Origin of the sequence: Streptomyces sp. NPDC017095 (assembly GCF_044332325.1) — a bacterium.
Lineage (GTDB): Bacteria > Actinomycetota > Actinomycetes > Streptomycetales > Streptomycetaceae > Streptomyces.
In genome coordinates, this window is sequence record NZ_JBIROU010000008.1 from 341546 (window position 1) to 359117 (window position 17572).

10 protein-coding genes are annotated in these 17572 nt (G+C 72.1%); 2 read left to right on the forward strand and 8 right to left on the reverse strand.

Going from position 1 to position 17572, the window contains the following annotated elements:
• Positions 1 to 53 precede the first annotated feature (53 nt).
• Positions 54 to 2945, reverse strand: coding sequence for a vitamin B12-dependent ribonucleotide reductase (locus ACH4OA_RS18550; protein WP_397943265.1), 2892 nt, complete (start codon positions 2943 to 2945; stop codon positions 54 to 56).
• A gap of 165 nt (positions 2946 to 3110) precedes the next feature.
• Positions 3111 to 3662, reverse strand: a complete 552-nt coding sequence (gene nrdR / locus ACH4OA_RS18555; RefSeq protein WP_365874909.1) for a transcriptional regulator NrdR — start codon at positions 3660 to 3662, stop codon at positions 3111 to 3113.
• A 562-nt stretch (positions 3663 to 4224) separates the two neighbouring features.
• Between nrdR and lexA the strand changes: the two genes are divergently transcribed.
• A complete protein-coding gene (gene lexA, locus ACH4OA_RS18560) occupies positions 4225 to 5004 on the forward strand; it encodes a transcriptional repressor LexA (RefSeq protein ID WP_365874911.1) in 780 nt (259 codons plus the stop codon).
• A gap of 170 nt (positions 5005 to 5174) precedes the next feature.
• On the opposite strand, the gene ACH4OA_RS18565 is transcribed toward lexA, so the two are convergent.
• The 4 genes from ACH4OA_RS18565 to ACH4OA_RS18580 form a co-directional block, all read right to left on the reverse strand.
• Positions 5175 to 7148: an ATP-dependent DNA helicase gene (locus ACH4OA_RS18565; protein WP_397943263.1), complete on the reverse strand. Its 1974-nt coding sequence runs from the start codon at positions 7146 to 7148 to the stop codon at positions 5175 to 5177.
• A gap of 336 nt (positions 7149 to 7484) precedes the next feature.
• Entirely contained in the window at positions 7485 to 8255 is a 771-nt protein-coding gene (locus ACH4OA_RS18570; protein WP_397969809.1) for a GNAT family N-acetyltransferase, read from the reverse strand.
• 111 nt (positions 8256 to 8366) lie between these two features.
• The gene (locus ACH4OA_RS18575) at positions 8367 to 10478 is read right to left on the reverse strand and encodes an IucA/IucC family protein (protein WP_397969811.1); all 2112 of its coding nucleotides are present in this window, start codon (positions 10476 to 10478) and stop codon (positions 8367 to 8369) included.
• A gap of 267 nt (positions 10479 to 10745) precedes the next feature.
• Positions 10746 to 12359, reverse strand: a complete 1614-nt coding sequence (locus tag ACH4OA_RS18580; RefSeq protein WP_397969813.1) for a diaminobutyrate--2-oxoglutarate transaminase family protein — start codon at positions 12357 to 12359, stop codon at positions 10746 to 10748.
• Between the two features lie 610 nt (positions 12360 to 12969).
• Here ACH4OA_RS18580 and ACH4OA_RS18585 point away from each other — a divergent pair.
• Complete coding sequence (locus tag ACH4OA_RS18585; protein ID WP_397946228.1) at positions 12970 to 14193, forward strand: trypsin-like serine peptidase; 1224 nt, start codon at positions 12970 to 12972, stop codon at positions 14191 to 14193.
• A 137-nt stretch (positions 14194 to 14330) separates the two neighbouring features.
• On the opposite strand, the gene hflX is transcribed toward ACH4OA_RS18585, so the two are convergent.
• Both hflX and ACH4OA_RS18595 read right to left on the reverse strand, forming a co-directional pair.
• Positions 14331 to 15821 carry a GTPase HflX gene (hflX, locus tag ACH4OA_RS18590; protein ID WP_365877034.1) on the reverse strand — a complete coding sequence of 497 codons (1491 nt, stop codon included), beginning with the start codon at positions 15819 to 15821 and terminating at the stop codon, positions 14331 to 14333.
• 159 nt (positions 15822 to 15980) lie between these two features.
• On the reverse strand, positions 15981 to 17543 hold the full coding sequence (locus ACH4OA_RS18595; RefSeq protein WP_397969815.1) for a M1 family metallopeptidase: 1563 nt from the start codon (positions 17541 to 17543) through the stop codon (positions 15981 to 15983).
• Positions 17544 to 17572: the final 29 nt, after the last annotated feature.

The following is a 17572-nucleotide window of genomic DNA, read 5'->3' on the forward strand; positions in this document are numbered from 1 at the left end:
GGTAAGGGGCGCCGGCCATGGCCGGCGCCCCTTACTTCACGGACGGCGTGTCATCAGCTGCAGCCGCTGGTGGAGCCGCAGCCCTCGCAGATGTAGCAGGAACCGGCCCGCTGCATCTTCGTGCCGCAGGAGAAGCACAGCGGGGCGTCGGCCTGGATGCCCAGCTGCATCTCGACCAGCTCGGCGCTGGTGTGGGCCTGCTTCGGGGCGGGCTTGGCCGCCTCGGTCTCCGCCTTCGGCGTGGCGACCGCCTTCAGCTCCTGGGCCCGCGGGGCGGACTGGGCCAGGCCCTCGACGTCGACCTCGTCGTCGGCCGGCTCGTAGGAACCGGTCTCCAGGTGGCGCTGACGCTCCTCGGCGGAGTGGATGCCGAGCGCGGAGCGGGTCTCGAAGGGCAGGAAGTCCAGCGCCAGGCGGCGGAAGATGTAGTCGACGATCGACTGGGCCATCCGCACGTCCGGGTCGTCCGTCATACCGGCCGGCTCGAAGCGCATGTTGGTGAACTTCGAGACGTACGTCTCGAGCGGAACGCCGTACTGGAGGCCGACGGAGACGGCGATGGAGAAGGCGTCCATCATGCCCGCGAGGGTGGATCCCTGCTTGGACATCTTCAGGAAGACCTCGCCGAGACCGTCGTCGGGGTAGGAGTTGGCGGTCATGTAGCCCTCGGCACCACCGACCGTGAAGGACGTGGTGATCCCCGGACGGCCCTTGGGGAGGCGCTTGCGGACCGGGCGGTACTCGACGACCTTCTCGACCTTGGTCTCGACGGCCGCGGGCTCCTCGGGCTTCTTCTCGTCCGCCGTGTCCTTCTTCTTGGCGGAGAGCGGCTGGCCCACCTTGCAGTTGTCGCGGTAGATCGCGAGCGCCTTGACGCCCAGCTTCCACGCCTCGAAGTAGATTTCCTCGACCTCTTCGACGGTCGCCGTCTCCGGCATGTTGACCGTCTTGGAGATGGCGCCGGAGATCCACGGCTGGATCGCGGCCATCATGCGGACGTGGCCCATCGGGGAGATGGCGCGCTCGCCCATGGCGCAGTCGAACACCTCGTAGTGCTCCTGCTTGAGGCCGGGAGCGTCGATCACGTTGCCGTGCTCGGCGATGTGGGCGACGATCGCCTCGATCTGCTCCTCCTGGTAGCCCAGGCGGCGCAGGGCCTGCGGGACGGTGCCGTTGACGATCTGCATCGAGCCGCCGCCGACCAGCTTCTTGAACTTCACCAGCGCGAGGTCGGGCTCGACACCGGTGGTGTCGCAGGACATCGCGAGACCGATGGTGCCGGTCGGCGCCAGGACGGACGCCTGGGAGTTACGGAAACCGTTCTTCTCGCCGAGACGCAGGACGTCCTGCCAGGCCTCCGTGGCGGCGGCCCAGACCGGGTTGTCCAGGTCGTCCATGCGGACGGCCGTGCCGTTGGCGTCGGCGTGCTGCTTCATGACGCGCTGGTGGGCGTCGGCGTTGCGGGCGTAGCCGTCGTAGGTGCCGACGACCTCGGCCAGCTCGGCGGAGCGGCGGTAGGCCGTACCCGTCATCAGGGAGGTGATGGCGCCGGCCAGGGCGCGGCCGCCGTCGGAGTCGTAGGCGTGGCCGGTGGCCATCAGCAGGGCGCCGAGGTTGGCGTAGCCGATGCCGAGCTGGCGGAACGCGCGGGTGTTCTCGCCGATCTTCTGGGTCGGGAAGTCCGCGAAGCAGATCGAGATGTCCATCGCGGTGATGACCAGCTCGACGACCTTCTGGAAGCGCTCCGTCTGGAAGGACTGGTTGCCCTTGCCGTCGTCCTTCAGGAACTTCATCAGGTTCAGCGAGGCCAGGTTGCAGGACGTGTTGTCCAGGTGCATGTACTCGCTGCACGGGTTCGACGCGGTGATCCGGCCGGACTCGGGGCAGGTGTGCCAGTTGTTGATCGTGTCGTCGTACTGGATGCCCGGGTCGGCGCAGGCCCAGGCGGCCTCGGCGATCTTGCGGAAGAGCGCCTTGGCGTCGACCTCCTCGATGACCTCGCCGGTCATCCGGGCCCGCAGACCGAACTTGTCGCCCTCCTCGACCGCCGTCATGAACTCGTCGTTCACGCGGACCGAGTTGTTGGCGTTCTGGTACTGGACGGAGGCGATGTCGTCGCCGCCCAGGTCCATGTCGTAACCCGCGTCGCGCAGGACGCGGATCTTCTCCTCCTCCTTGACCTTGGTCTCGATGAAGTCCTCGATGTCGGGGTGGTCGACGTCGAGCACGACCATCTTGGCGGCGCGGCGGGTGGCACCACCGGACTTGATGGTGCCGGCGGAGGCGTCGGCGCCGCGCATGAAGGAGACCGGGCCGGAGGCGTTGCCGCCGGAGGAGAGCAGTTCCTTGGAGGAGCGGATGCGGGAGAGGTTCAGGCCGGCCCCGGAGCCGCCCTTGAAGATCATGCCCTCTTCCTTGTACCAGTCGAGGATCGACTCCATGGAGTCGTCGACGGACAGGATGAAGCAGGCGGAGACCTGCTGGGGCTGCTTGGTGCCGACGTTGAACCAGACGGGGCTGTTGAAGCTGAAGATCTGGTGCAGGAGGGCGTACGCCAGCTCGTGCTCGAAGATCTCGGCGTCGGCGGGGGAAGCGAAGTACTTGTAGTCCTCACCGGCCTTCCGGTACGTCTTCACGATGCGGTCGATCAGCTGCCTCAGGCTGGTCTCGCGCTGCGGGGTGCCGACGGCACCGCGGAAGTACTTGCTGGTGACGATGTTGACCGCGTTCACCGACCAGAAGTCGGGGAACTCGACGCCACGCTGCTCGAAGTTGACCGAGCCGTCGCGCCAGTTGGTCATGACGACGTCACGGCGCTCCCACGTCACCTCGTCATACGGGTGCACTCCGGGCGTGGTGTGGATGCGCTCGATACGCAGTCCCCTGGTGGCCTTGGCGCCCTTGGCTCGGGAACCTCGTGCCGGACCGCTCGCCGTCTCTGTCATGCCGCCTCCCTGTACGGGCGAAAACGCCCTGAAGTGCCCATTTGTTCCTATGGACACGTGTTTCCGTCTTGCGTCGCGGGCACCCTCAGCCGCCGCCCGCGACAGGTCTTTGTTCGCCGCCGCACGACCGGAACCGGGATCCGTGCCCGGGTTCCGGCCCGCCGGTCAGTCGGCGGCGCGCGCGGGCGCGGGGACCTCGGTGGTCCCGCCGGGCCCGCGATCGTCTTCCTGGCTCCCCGTTCCCGCGTCCTGCCCGTCCACGCCGGGGTCTCGCGTCGCCTGCCTCAGCTCCGCGATGGCAGCCTCGAAGTCCTCGAGCGAGTCGAACGCCCGGTAGACCGAGGCGAACCGCAGAAAGGCGACGAGGTCCAGCTCCTGAAGCGGACCGAGTATGGCCAGCCCCACGTCGTGGGTGGTCAGCTCGGCGCTTCCGGTCGCGCGCACCGCCTCTTCGACCCGCTGCCCGAGCTGGGCGAGCGCGTCCTCGGTGACAGGCCGCCCCTGGCACGCCTTGCGCACGCCGTTGATGACCTTGGTGCGGCTGAACGGCTCGGTGACCCCGGACCGCTTCACCACCATGAGCGAGCACGTCTCCACGGTCGTGAAACGACGGGAGCAGTCAGGGCACTGGCGGCGCCTGCGGATGGACGTGCCGTCGTCGGTCGTACGACTGTCGACCACGCGGCTGTCGGGGTGCCTGCAGAAGGGGCAGTGCATGTTCTCCAACCCTCCTCACAGCAGACTCGTCAGCCTCGCTGGACCCATGGGCCTCGCGAAGCAGCCCTAAGCATAGGCGATCGTCGAGCCGGTTCCGACCGGGGGGACCACAACTTGTGGGCTGCTGTAGCCATCCAACCACTAGATGTGGGGATCGGCCGATACGTGGAGGCAGAGACGCGTGTCGCGCCGGACCGGCGCCCCGGGCGCCGGCGGGGGCCCGCGGAAACACGCGGGCGCACAGCCGCGGCGCCGTGGCGCTCGCGGGGATACGGTGGGCGCCACAGGGAGAAGGCGTGGCGCTCCCGCAGAGAACGGGCCCCGGCTCCCGGACCGCGGGATTCCGGATGGCAGACTGAGAACACCGCTCACGAGGCGACCGGCCTCGGTGGTGAAGAGTACAACAATGGGCGCTTTTGTCCGGCAAGTGTCGCGTGACCTATACACCCAGACACACGATCACGACAGGTGAATCGGACTTTTTCACTCGAACGTGTGTTTGGCGCAACCTTTCGAAAGCAACTACCGTTGTGCAGCAGGGAGACCATCGAGAGGGGCCGACGTGACCACCACCGCAGACAGTGCCGCCATCACCGCCCAGGACCGCTCCCAGGGCCGGGTCGAGCCGGTACACGCGATGAACGAAGCCACGAATCCCGAGGGACACAAGCGCTCCCTGCCGGGCCGACCTCCAGGCATCCGGGCGGACAGCTCCGGACTCACCGACCGGCAGCGCCGGGTGATCGAGGTCATCAGGGACTCGGTGCAGCGGCGGGGCTACCCGCCGTCCATGCGGGAGATCGGCCAGGCCGTCGGTCTCTCCAGCACGTCCTCGGTCGCCCATCAGCTGATGGCGCTGGAGCGCAAGGGCTTCCTGCGCCGCGACCCGCACCGCCCGCGCGCCTACGAGGTCCGCGGGTCGGACCAGACGGTCACCGTGCAGCCCACGGACACCGCCGGCAAGCCCGCCGCGTCGTACGTCCCGCTGGTCGGCCGGATCGCCGCCGGCGGCCCCATCCTCGCGGAGGAGTCCGTCGAGGACGTCTTCCCCCTTCCCCGCCAGCTCGTCGGCGACGGTGAACTCTTCGTCCTCAAGGTCGTCGGCGACTCCATGATCGAGGCCGCGATCTGTGACGGCGACTGGGTCACCGTGCGCCGCCAGCCGGTCGCCGAGAACGGCGACATCGTGGCCGCCATGCTCGACGGCGAGGCCACCGTCAAGCGCTTCAAGCGCGAGGACGGCCACGTCTGGCTCCTCCCCCACAACGCGGCCTACGAGCCGATCCCCGGCGACGACGCCACCATCCTGGGCAAGGTCGTCGCCGTACTGCGGCGCGTCTGACCGCTGTGGCGGGCGAGCCCTGCTCGCCCGCACTCCCTGACCGGGCCCCGGGACCCCTGCGCCGGTTCCGGGGCCCTGCTCGCCTCCGAGGCGGCCCGGCGAGGCCGAGTCGACCGAGGGGTGGCCGATCCGGCCACCCCTCGGTCAGCTGAGGTCCGCCCTCGGCCGGGTCACTTGCCGTCGGCCGTCGCCGCCGCGTCGATCGCGGCGAGGGACCTGCGGACCTGATTGCGGTCCGTGGTGTACCAGAAGTCCGGAAGTGACGCCTTGAGGTAAGCGCCGTAGCGCGCGGTGGCCAGCCGCTGGTCGAGCACGGCGACCACACCGCGGTCACCGGACGCCCGGACGAGACGGCCGGCCCCCTGCGCCATGAGCAGGGCGGCATGGGTGGCGGCCACCGCCATGAAACCGTTGCCGCCGGCGTCCTCGACCGCCTTCTGGCGCGCGCTCATCAGCGGGTCGTCGGGACGCGGGAACGGGATCTTGTCCATGACGACCAGCTGACAACTGGGGCCCGGGACGTCGACGCCCTGCCAGAGCGACAGCGTGCCGAAGAGACACGTCTTCGGGTCGGCGGCGAAGTTCTTGATCAGTTCGCCGAGCGTCTCCTCGCCCTGGAGGAGGATCGGGAACTCCGGGATCCGCGAGCGCAGCTCCTCCGCGGCGAGCTGCGCGGCCCGCATGGAGGAGAACAGCCCGAGCGTGCGCCCGCCGGCCGCCTGGATCAGCTCGGTCAGCTCGTCCAGCATGTCGGCGCGGTCACCGTCGCGCGCCGGACGCGCCAGGTGCTTGGCGACGTACAGGATGCCCTGCCGGGGATAGTCGAAGGGCGAGCCGACGTCGACGCCCTTCCACTTCGGCAGGTCCTCGCCCTCCGCGCCCTCCGGGCCGAGCCCCAGGGAGGCGCCGACCCCGTTGAAGTCGCCGCCCAGCTTGAGCGTGGCCGAGGTGAGGACCACGGACCGGTCGGCGAAGAGCTTCTCCCGGAGCAGGCCGGAGACCGACATGGGAGCGACCCTGAGGGACGCGCCGAAGCGGTCGTGCCGTTCGTACCAGACGACGTCCCACTCCGAGCCGTTCACGACCCGCTCCGCCACGTCGTGCACCGACTCCACCGAGGCGAGCGCCTGCTTGCGGACCGCGTCCTCGTCCTGGACGGACTTGTCGCGGGTCGCGCCGATCGCGGAGATCACCGTACGGGCGGCGTCCCGCAGGGCCGTCAGGGCGTAGCCGAGGTCTTCCGGGATCTCCTCCAGGCGACCGGGCAGGGCGAGTTCCATGAGCCGCTCGAAGCCCTCGGCGGCGGTCTGGAGCTGGTCGGCGGCCTTCTCGTTGACCAGTTTGGCGGCTCGGCGGACGGCCCGGTTGACCTGGCCGGGAGTGAGTTCGCCGGTGGCGACGCCGGTGACGCGGGAGACGAGTTCGTGTGCCTCGTCCACGATCAGCACCTCGTGCTGCGGCAGCACCGGGGCGCCTTCGATGGCGTCGATGGCCAGCAGGGCGTGGTTCGTGACCACGACCTCGGCCAGCTTGGCCCGCTCCCGGGCCATCTCCGCGAAGCACTCCGCGCCGTACGCGCACTTCGACGCGCCCAGGCACTCCCGCGACGACACCGACACCTGCGCCCAGGCGCGGTCGGAGACACCGGGGGTGAGGTCGTCCCGGTCGCCGTTCTCGGTCTCGTCCGCCCAGTCCCGCAGCCGCAGCAGGTCCTGGCCCAGCTTGCTGGTGGGCGCGGCGGCCTCGAACTGGTCGAAGAGCCCCTCCTCCTCGTCCTGCGGCATGCCCTCGTGCAGGCGGTGCAGGCACAGGTAGTTCGACCGGCCCTTGAGCATGGCGAAGTCGGGGCGGCGGCGCAGCAGCGGGTGCAGGGCGTCCACCGTGCGCGGCAGGTCCCGCTCCACGAGCTGGCGCTGCAGGGCGAGGGTGGCCGTCGCCACGATCACCCTGTCTCCGTGCGCGAGCGCGGGCACGAGATAGCCCAGCGACTTACCGGTGCCGGTGCCGGCCTGGACCAGCAGGTGGGATCCGTCGTCGATCGCCTCGGCGACCGCTTCGGCCATGGTCACCTGGCCGGGGCGCTCCGTGCCGCCGACGGCGGAGACGGCGGCATGCAGGAGTTCGGAGAGGGAGGGCTTCGTCATAGCCCGACCACCCTACGGCCCTGCACTGACAAACGGGGGGTCGTGGCGGGGGTGGGGGGCTGGATCACGGCCGGGGCTCCTGGGTGGTGGGCGGGTCGGTGGGGGGTGACTGGGCGAGGGCGGCTCGGGGGCTCACGGGAGGCGGGCGGCTCGGAGACTCAGCTGGGCGAGGGCGGCTCGGATGGTCAGCTGTCCGAGGTCGGCTCGGAGGCTCGGCCTCGGGTCTCGGGTCTCCGCTCTCGGTTGGTGTGGACGCGCGCCGAATTTTTCTCTCCGGTCCGGGAACACCGCGGCACCGCCGTTCGTCTCTCATGGTGAGCACCCGTGCACGGTGCGCTACAGCACATCGCGCAGGACCCGGTCCCGGATCATGAGGGCGGCCCGCTTGCCGGGCAGGTCGACCTCGGCCTCGAACCGGAAACCGGCGCTCAGGAACGCGGCGACGGAAGGAGTGTTGCGAAGATCGGGTTCCGCCACCACCCGTGTACAGGCGGGGCGCCGGTCGAGGATCAGGTCGGCCACGGCACGCAGCAGGACGGAGCCCAGTCCTCGGGCCCGGTTCGCGGCGTCGCCGACGAGGAGATGGATCCCGGCGTCGTGCGGACGGGCCGGGTAGCGGCGGGCCAGCGGATCCAGGTCCGCCCGGTAGACCTCCCAGTAGCTCATCGGGGTGCCGTCCAGCACGCCGAGACACGGTACGCAGCGCCCGTCGCCGTGGAACTGGGCCCGCACGTGGTCCTCGGTCCGCCGCCGGGGCCCGGCGAGTTCCCAGAAGTCGGCGACGGCCGGGTCGTTCATCCACCGGTGGATGAGCGGCACGTCCTGGTCGACGCGTACGGGCACGAGCCGGAAGGCGCCGGCCGGGGTCGTGACCGGGCCCCAGGCGGCGAGCCGGCCGAGGGGTCCGGCCGTCGTCCCGGCCCGCAGGGCGAGGAACTCGGCGGGCAGCTCCAGGTTCAGCGTGTCCTCGCCGTCCGGGTCGTCGTCCTCGACGGTGAGCCCGCCGAACGGGGAGGTCCGGGGGCCCGCGGTGGACTCCCGTGGACCGGCGCTGTTCAGGTCGGCGAAGGCGGGGCCGGTCCCGGCGATCACTTCGGTGGGAGGCACGGATGCTCTCCTCTCAGGAGACGAGGTGGGTCAGGGCCCTCGGAGGACCGGCAAGGCGGTGCGGCGCGCGGAGGGCGCGGTCCGCTCAGGCGGTGCGCGGAGGGGTGCCGCTCAGGAATGAAGGGGGTTGGCGATGGTGACGTAGACGGACTGGGTGTCGACCGGGCCGGCGAGTTCGTCGAGTCCGCGCAGCCGGGTCAGCAGGTTGGCCTTGCAGCGCAAGCCGGGTGAGTCGAGCAGGAGGCCGGGCAGGGAGGAGCGCAGCGGTGCCGGCCCCGACGCCAGGGCGGCGAGGAACCGGCGGAAGGCCGCGAGGAGCAGTCGCTCGTCGGCGAGGTGCTGGGAGCCGAGGGCACCGATCAGGCCGAAGACGTTGTTCACGGCGAGGTAGTAGGCGAAGCGCTCGTCGGCGACCTCGTCCGGGACGAAGGTGTCGCTGTGCTCGCCGATGCCGGGCAGCCGGGAGGCCAGTTCGGCCCGCCGGGACGCGCGGAAGTAGTACCCCTGGTTGTCGCGGTACCGGCCGCCGGCGGGCCAGCCGTCGCCGTCCAGCAGGAGCAGCGTGTTCTGCTGGTGCGCTTCGAGGGCGATGCCGGCCTCGCCGTCCAGCCAGAGGACGGGCCGGACGACCTGCTCCAGGTAGCGCAGGAACCACTCCGCCGCCACGGCGCCGAGGGGCCGGCCGGTGCGTACGGCGAGCCGTGTGAGGAGGTGGGCCAGGCGTGACCGCACCGGCCAGGCGGCCGGCCGCGGTGCGGTGTCGGCGGGCGGTACGGCGAAGGGGCGGGGTGAGAGGAGTCCGGCGACGCAGCCGACGTCGTCGGCCGGGGTGAACGGGTTGTGCCGGATCATCACGTCGAGTCCCGGCAGGGGCAGTCCGTCCGGGTCGTCGACGGCGAGCCAGGCCGGGTCGCGGACGATGTCGAAGGCGGGGTGCGCCGTCCGCCACCGCTCGGCGAGCCCGGTGCGCAGCAGCCGGTGGACCTCGACTCCGCGGTGGAGTTCCTTGCGCAGGTTCTCCCGCCGGGAGTTGGTGATGCGCAAGGCCAGCGAGAGCTTGAGCATCGCGGGGGCGCCGGGCCGGTGGACGGTGCGTACGGAGGAGGTGGGGTGCCAGTGGGTGCCGAGTGGGCCGAGGTCGCGGAGGAGGCCGGAGTCGAGGAGTGCGGCGACGGCCGGGCGGTGCCGTACCTCGCGTGCCTGCCAGGGGTGCAGGGGCAGGGCGGTGTAGCCGTCGGGCAGCGGCAGGCCGGGGCCGGCGAGGTGGTGGACGAGATCACCGGCGGGAACGGGACGGCCGCGCTCGGTCCAGGCCGAGTCGGTGGCGAGGAGGGAGGGGGCGACAGCGAACCAGTGCAGGGGGAAGGAGCCGTGCGTCTCGGGTGAGTAGCGGCCGGCTTCCGCCTCGGTCAGGCCTTCCCGGCTCTTCGGGGCCGGGTGCAGCGGGTGCCCGAGGAGGAGAGCCTGTTCGGCGCTGAGGAAGAGGTCGGGGGCGTCGGCCGGATGGTCACGCCGGTGCCGGATGAACTCCGCGGTACGGCGCACGGAGTCGGCGACCCTGGCTACGAGGTCGCCGTCGTCGGGACCGTGGCCGGTGGCCAGGTCGGGTGCGGGGTCCTCGGCTGGGGCAGGGTGGGAGCCGCTGGTGCCGGGGCCGGCACCCGGTCGAGTGCCGGTGCCGCCCGCGGGCCCAGGGATGGTGCCGGTGCTGCCGCCGGGAGGCGTACCGGGGCCGTCGAGGAGACGTGGTCGGGCCCCGTCATCCGGGGTGTGCGGCGTGGTCGCCTGGATGCCGGGCGACTCCCTGGACAGCAGGGCCGCGAGGGTGACGGCGTCGACGGGTGGCGCGGTGTCGGGCGCGTAGGCGAGGCGCAGCGGGCCGAAGCGGTGCCAGCCGGTCGGGGACCAGTAGCGGACCGGCGCGATCAGGGCGGTGCCGCTGGCGGGCAGCGGGATGCGCAGGCTCGCGGTGGCGGGTGCGGCGAGGCCGGTCTCCCGTACCCAGCACCGCAGGAGGTTCTCGGCGGTGGCGGCCTGGGCCGCGCCGCGGGGATCGGGGTCCTCCAGCGGGTCGGGGCCGGGCACCGTCCGGCGCGCGGGGTCCACCTGGCGCTTCTTCTGCTGGGGGACGGCGTCGGTGAGGGGTACGGCGGGCTGGGCGGCGGGGTCTCCCTGGTCGTCGGGGGCGCCGGAGCGGCCGTCGGGGGTGGGGGTGGCGTTCATGACGGCTCCTCTGGGCTGAAGTGGGGTGGCGCTGCCTGCCTCCGGCACCCGCTCGGCCGTCCCGGACCGGTGACCGGCGGCTGCCTGGGCGGCGTGCGGCCGGGAGCCGGGCGGGCGGGGAGAGCGGGTGGGTCGAGGGGCTGTGAGGTGGTGGCCGGCGGTCGGTGCCGGCCGGGGTGCCCGGAAGGGGGCGGAGTGCGGAAGGGATGCGGGGAGGGCCGTAAGGCCCGGGCCGGCGCCGGTGGCCGGGTGGGGCGTGCCCGCGGGTCAGCCGGTGGGCTGGGCGGAGTCCGGGCGGCGTTGCCGGCGCGGGCCGTGGGTCGGGCCATGGGTCGTCTGGTGCCGGACGGCTGCCGCGATCGCGTCGGTCAGACGGTCGAGTACGGCCGTCACCTGTTCGTCGCTGATCGTCAGCGGCGGAAGCAGCCGGACCACGGACGCGTGCCGGCCGCCGAGTTCCACGATGAGTCCGCGGCGCAGACACTCGCGCTGGACCGCCGCGGCGAGTTCGGGCGCGGCCGGGTACGGAACGCGGCGGGGAACCGGTCGGGTCGGTGCCGAGGTCGGGCCGCCGGGGACACCTGGGGCAGCCCAGGCACCGGGACCGGGACCGGGACCGGGACCGGGACCGTCGAGAATGGTGGGGGCGCCCGTCGCGCCGGGGTGGCCGGCGACGGGGTCGTCGGGGATGCCGGGCGCGCCGGCCGGGCCGCGTTCTGCCGGGGTCGTCCGGTCCGGCTCCGGGTTCACCAGTTCGATGCCGATCATCAGTCCGCGGCCCCGTACGTCGCCCACCCAGGCGTACTCCCGGGTGAGGTCCGCGAGCTGCGTCAGCATGCGGGAGCCGAGGGTGGCGGCTCGTTCGGCGAGGGCGTTCTCGCGGACGTAGGCGAGGGTGGCGGTGCCCGCCGCCATGGCGAGCTGGTTGCCGCGAAAGGTGCCGGCGTGGGCGCCGGGCTGCCAGGTGTCGAGATCGTCGCGGTAGACGATGACGGCCAGCGGGAGACTGCCGCCGATGGCCTTGGACAGGACCATGACGTCGGGCGTGATGCCGCTGTGGTCGACGGCCCAGAAGGCGCCGGTGCGGCCGACTCCGGTCTGGACCTCGTCGGCGATCAGCGGGATGGAGCGGTCCGCCGTGAGCCGGCGCATACGGCGCAGCCAGTCGTCCGGCGCGGGGATCACTCCGCCCTCGCCCTGGACGGGTTCGAGGATCATCCCGGCAGGCAGGGGGACGCCGGACTTGGGATCGTCCAGGAGGGTCTCGGTCCAGCGGGCGGCGAGTTCGGCGCCGGACGGGCCGCCGAGGCCGAACGGGCAGCGGTAGTCCTGCGGATAGGGCAGGCGGGTGACCCGGACGTCCTGGGCACCGCCGGAGGCGGCCAGGGCGCCGGCGGTCATGCCGTGGTAGGCGCCGGTGAAGGCGAGGACGCCGCTGCGGCCGGTCGCGGTGCGGACCAGTTTGAGGGCGGCCTCGACGGCGTCGGTACCGGCCGGTCCGCAGAACTGGACGCGGGCATGGGCGGCGAGTCCGGGCGGGAGGGTGCTGAACAGCTCGGTGACGAAGGCGTCCTTGACCGGGGTGGCGAGGTCCAGGACGGAGAGGGGCGCTCCGGAGTCGAGGACCCCGCGGATGGCTTCCAGGACGACCGGGTGGTTGTGGCCGAGGGCGAGGGTGCCGGCACCGGAGAGGCAGTCCAGGTAACGGCGGCCGTCGGCGCCCTCGATGGTGAGCCCGCGCGCCCGCACGGGGACGATGGGCAGGGCGCGGGCGTAGGTGCGTGCCGAGGACTCCCGCGCCGACTGGCGTCTGAGGATCCCCTCCTGCACGGCCCGCGCTTCCCCGGGTGTGCCTCCAGCCATCGACTCCGTTACGGCCACGGCGCGTTGTCCTCCCGGCTGCTCACAGGCGAGTTGTTCTACGGGTACCGGCCCGGACGCCGGGCCACACCGGCTACAACCGCCGACCGTTCGGGCGGTTACGGGGTCGCGGTGAGAACCTTGGCCGGACGGCGTGGCTGTCGTGACCCGCCGTCTCGCCGACCGGCGCCCGGACGGCGGCCGTTGGGGTCGCCGGGCAGCGCGGGCGCCGGGGCCGTCGGACCGCGCGGGCGCCGGAGCGTGGGTGTCGGGCCGCGCGCGCCGGGTCGTCAGGCAGATGTGTGCGGGGGCGTCGGGCCAGAGTGCGCCGGGTTGACAGGCCGGTGTGCGCCGGGGTTCGTCAGGCCGCGCGCGTGCCGTCAACGGCGGCCGGGGCGCGGCCGAGTCGGGTCGCGCTCCGTCCGGGCGGTGCGCGCGGAGCCGGTTCGTTCCCTGCTCAGGCAGCCTGTGACGGAACCGTTGCCCTCCCGGCAGAACTCCCCCACAGCGACCGCATAGTGTGTGTTGCCGTTCCCAGAAGGTCGCGGGACCGGCAGGAACCGTCCATGGTTCGCCGCCGGTTCCGGGGCCGTAGCGCCGAGTTCCTTTCACAGCAGGGGGAGTCACGAACATGCGATCCATACGGCCGTCGTTCACCGCTCGGCGAGGAAGGGGTGGTCGCCGCACCTCCGCCTCGCTGACGGCGGTCGCCCTCGTCTCGGCGCTGGCGCTGACCGCCACCGCCTGTAACGGCGACGGTGACGACCATGCCGACGGCAACCCGTCCGCGACCGCCGCGGGCACCGGCGACGGAAAGATCAGGATCCCGGAGGACCTCAAGCAGAGGCTCAAGGAGCACGGGATCGACATCGACAAGTGGAAGAACGGCGCCTGGAAGAACTGGAACAAGGACGACTGGCTGCGCGAGGCCAACGACTTCATCAACCCGGTCATCAAGGGCCTGTGGGACCCGGACCGGATGCGCGGCGCCGACGATCCGGACCGGGGCGTCGACGACAACGACCTCTCGGGTGACCAGGGCGTGACGGACCCGACGCCGACGCCGGTGCAGGCGCAGGCGGTCGCGCCGCCGTACCACTCCAGCGCGGCCACGTCCGGCAAGCTGCTCTTCGACTCCCCCGAGGGCACCATGGTCTGCTCGGCGACGGTCGTGCAGGACCCGGCGCACCCGGGCAAGTCGAACCTCGTCTGGACGGCCGGTCACTGTGTGCACGCGGGCAAGAAGGGCGGCTGGTACCGCAACATCGCCTTCGTGCCGTCGTACAACGACCAGGGCATGTCGGCGGCCGGGCTGGAGCACGCGACCCGGGCCGAGGTCGCGCCGTACGGCGTGTGGTGGGCCGACGCGGCGAAGACCTCGCAGCAGTGGATCAGCGAGGGCGGCCAGACGGGCGGCAACGGTGCCTCGTACGACTTCGCCGTCATCCATGTGGCGCCGGAGCAGGGCGGCAGCGGCAAGTCGCTGGAGGAGACGGTCGGCGGGGCGCTGCCGGTCGACTTCGACGCGCCGGCCGTGCCGAAGGTGGACAGCATCACCGCGACCGGTTACCCGGCGGCGGCGCCGTACGACGGCCGGCTGCTGTACCAGTGCCAGGACAAGCCGGGGCGGCTCTCCATCGAGCAGTCCGACCCGACGATGTACCGCATCGGCTGCTCGATGACCGGTGGGTCCTCCGGCGGCGGCTGGGTGGAGACGGGCGCCGACGGCAAGCCGGCGCTGGTGTCGAACACGTCCATCGGCCCGGTGAGCGCCGGCTGGCTGGCCGGTCCCCGGCTGGGCGAGGTGGCCAAGAAGCTGTACGACTCGGTGAGCGAGCAGTTCGCCGGGCGTTGAGAGAAACCGGGCGGCGCGGTCGGTGTGCCGACGCGGTGAACCCGGCGAGGCCCCGCCGCCCACCCGCGCGCTGAACACGGCGAAGGCCCGCCGCCCCTGGAGGGACGGCGGGCCTTCGTGGTGCCGTGTGCCGTGGGTCAGGCTGCGGAGACCGGTGTGTACGGAGTCAGGTCCGCCGCCAGTTCCTCGTGCACCCGGACCTTGAGCAGGGTGCCCTCCGCGGTGTGCTCCTCGGAGAGCACCTCGCCCTCGGTGTGGGCGCGGGCGACCAGCTTGCCGTGGGTGTAGGGCACGAGCGCCTCGATCTCGACCGCGGGGCGGGGCAGCTCGTCGTCGATCAGGGCGAGCAGCTCCGCGATGCCCTGGCCGGTGCGCGCCGAGACGGCGATCGAGCGCTTCTCGACCCGCAGCAGCCGCTGGAGGACCAGCGGGTCGGCCGCGTCCGCCTTGTTGATCACGACGATCTCGGGCACGCCGGTGGCGCCGACGTCCCGGATCACCTCGCGCACGGCGGCGAGCTGCTCCTCCGGGGTGGGGTGCGAGCCGTCCACCACGTGCAGGATGAGGTCGGAGTCGCCGACCTCCTCCATGGTGGAGCGGAACGCCTCGACCAGGTGGTGCGGCAGGTGCCGGACGAAGCCGACGGTGTCGGTCAGCGTGTACAGCCGGCCGCCCGGGGTCTCGGCCCGGCGGACGGTCGGGTCCAGGGTCGCGAACAGGGCGTTCTCGACCAGGACACCGGCGCCCGTGAGGCGGTTGAGCAGGGAGGACTTGCCGGCGTTGGTGTAGCCCGCGATGGCCACGGACGGCACCTTGTGGCGCCGGCGCTCCTGGCGCTTGATCTCGCGGCCGGTCTTCATCTCCGCGATCTCCCGGCGCATCTTCGCCATCTTCTCGCGGATCCGGCGCCGGTCCGTCTCGATCTTGGTCTCACCGGGGCCACGCGTGGCGAGGCCGCCGCGACCGCCACCCATCTGCCGGGACAGCGACTGACCCCAGCCGCGCAGCCGCGGCAGCATGTACTGCATCTGCGCGAGCGCGACCTGCGCCTTGCCCTCGCGGGACTTGGCGTGCTGGGCGAAGATGTCCAGGATCAGGGCCGTACGGTCGATGACCTTGACCTTGGCCACGTCCTCCAACTGGATCAGCTGGCCGGGGCTCAGCTCACCGTCGCAGATGACGGTGTCCGCGCCCGTTTCGAGGACGATGTCCCGCAGCTCGGCGGCCTTGCCGGAGCCGATGTAGGTGGCCGGGTCGGGCTTGTCGCGGCGCTGGATGACGCCGTCGAGCACGAGCGCGCCCGCCGTCTCCGCGAGGGCGGCCAGCTCCGCGAGGGAGTTCTCGGCGTCCTGTGCGGTGCCGGTGGTCCATACGCCGACGAGCACGACCCGCTCCAGACGGAGCTGGCGGTACTCGACCTCGGTGACGTCCTCCAGCTCGGTGGAGAGGCCGACGACACGGCGCAGGGCCGCGCGCTCGGAGCGGTCGAACTGTTCTCCGTCCCGCTCGCCGTCGATCTCGTGGCTCCAGGCGACGTCCTCTTCCATCAGGGCATCGGCCCGAAGACCCTCGGGATAGGTGTGCGCGAGGCGCTTGGTGTCCTGGGGAGAGGAAGAAGAGGAGGTCATTGGATCCTTACGTCGATAGGGTCGCCGTTGCGGCATCGGTGCGGCGGTCACGAGGACCGCTCGTCTTGTTCAACGCACGGGTACCCCGGGAGATTCCCGTGTCCCCTGCGTGCGCCGACCCGTAGATGGTCGCACGGGACGGCGCGTCTCGTCACGGGGTTATCGCCGGGTGTGGGGCGGGGCTCCCTTGGCCGCCGCGGTCGGCTTCCAGTCCGGGTGGCCGGGCATGGGCGGGGTCTTCTCGCCGTACAGCCAGGGCCTGAGGAAGTCGCCCAGGTCGCGGCCGGCGACGGCGGAGGCCAGCCGGACGAAGTCGGCGGTGGTGGCGTTGGCGTCCTGGTGCTCGTCGACCCAGATCCGCTCAAGGCGCTCGAAGGCCGGCCGGCCGATCTCCTGCCGCAGGGCGTAGAGGACGAGGGCGGCGCCGTCGTAGACGTTGGGCCGGAAGATGCCGATCTTCTGGCCGGGGGCGGGCGGCTTGGGCCGGGCGGGCGGACCGCCGGCCTCGCGCCAGCGGTCGGAGGCGCCGTAGGCGGCCTTCATCCGGTCGGCCAGCGGCCGGTGCGCGGTCTCCTCGGAGTACAGCGCCTCGTACCAGGTGGCGTGGCCCTCGTTCAGCCAGACGTCGGACCAGGCGCGCGGGGTGACGCTGTCGCCGAACCACTGGTGGGACAGTTCGTGGACGAGGATCGACTCCAGGTACCACTGCGGGTAGTCACCCTCGGTGAACAGCTTCTTCTCGAAGAGCGAGAGGGTCTGGGTCTCCAGTTCGAAGCCGGTGGAGGCCCCGGCCATGAGGACGCCGTAGGTCTCGAACGGGTACCGGCCGACCTTGCTCTCCATCCAGGCGATCTGGTCGGGTGTCTTCGCGAGCCAGGGTTCGAGCGCCTTGCGGTCGGCGGCGGGCACGACGTCGCGCAGGGGCAGTCCGTGCGGTCCCTCGCGGCGCACGACGGCGGAGCGGCCGATGGACACCTGGGCGAGTTCGGTGGCCATGGGGTGCTGGGTGCGGTAGGTCCAGGTGGTGGTGGGGCCGACCCGCTCGGCGCCGGCGGGCAGGCCGCCCGCGACGACCGTGTAGTCCTTCGGCGCGGTGATCCGGAAGGTGAACATCGCCTTGTCGGACGGGTGGTCGTTGCACGGGAACACCAGGTGGGCGGCGTCGGCCTGGTTCGCCATGGCGAGGCCGTCCGCGGTGCGCACCCAGCCGCCCTGCTGGTCCGCGCCGTAGACGGGGTCGCTGGTGTGCCGGACGGTGATCCGGGTCCAGTCGCCCTCGGCCAGCGGGTGCGGCGGGGTGACGACGAGGTCCTCGCCGGCGCCGGTGAACTCGGCGGGGCGTCCGTCGACCTCGACGGAGCGCACGGTGCCGTGCGCGAAGTCCAGGTTGAGCTGCTCCAGGTCGGCGGTGGTCCAGGCGTCGATGGTGGTGACGGCCTCCAGCGGCTTGTCGTTGCTGCCGGAGTAGGTGAGGGAGATGTCGTACGAGGCGACGTCGTAGCCGGGGTTGCCGAGGTAGGGGTAGAGCCGGTCGCCGACGCCGAGGGGTTCGGCCGGGGCCGCGGCGGCGACGAGGCAGACGCAGACCGCGGAGGCGAGCAGGGCCGCCGCGCGGTGCCGGGAGATCGGGGAGCGGGTCCGGTGCGGCAAGAGTGCGGGGCGGGGCCGGCGCCCGGGGATCTCGGGCCGGGTCCGGGCGCGGGAGCGGGGGGTGAGCAGCATGGACCACCGCTACCAGGGCCTGTCCGCCC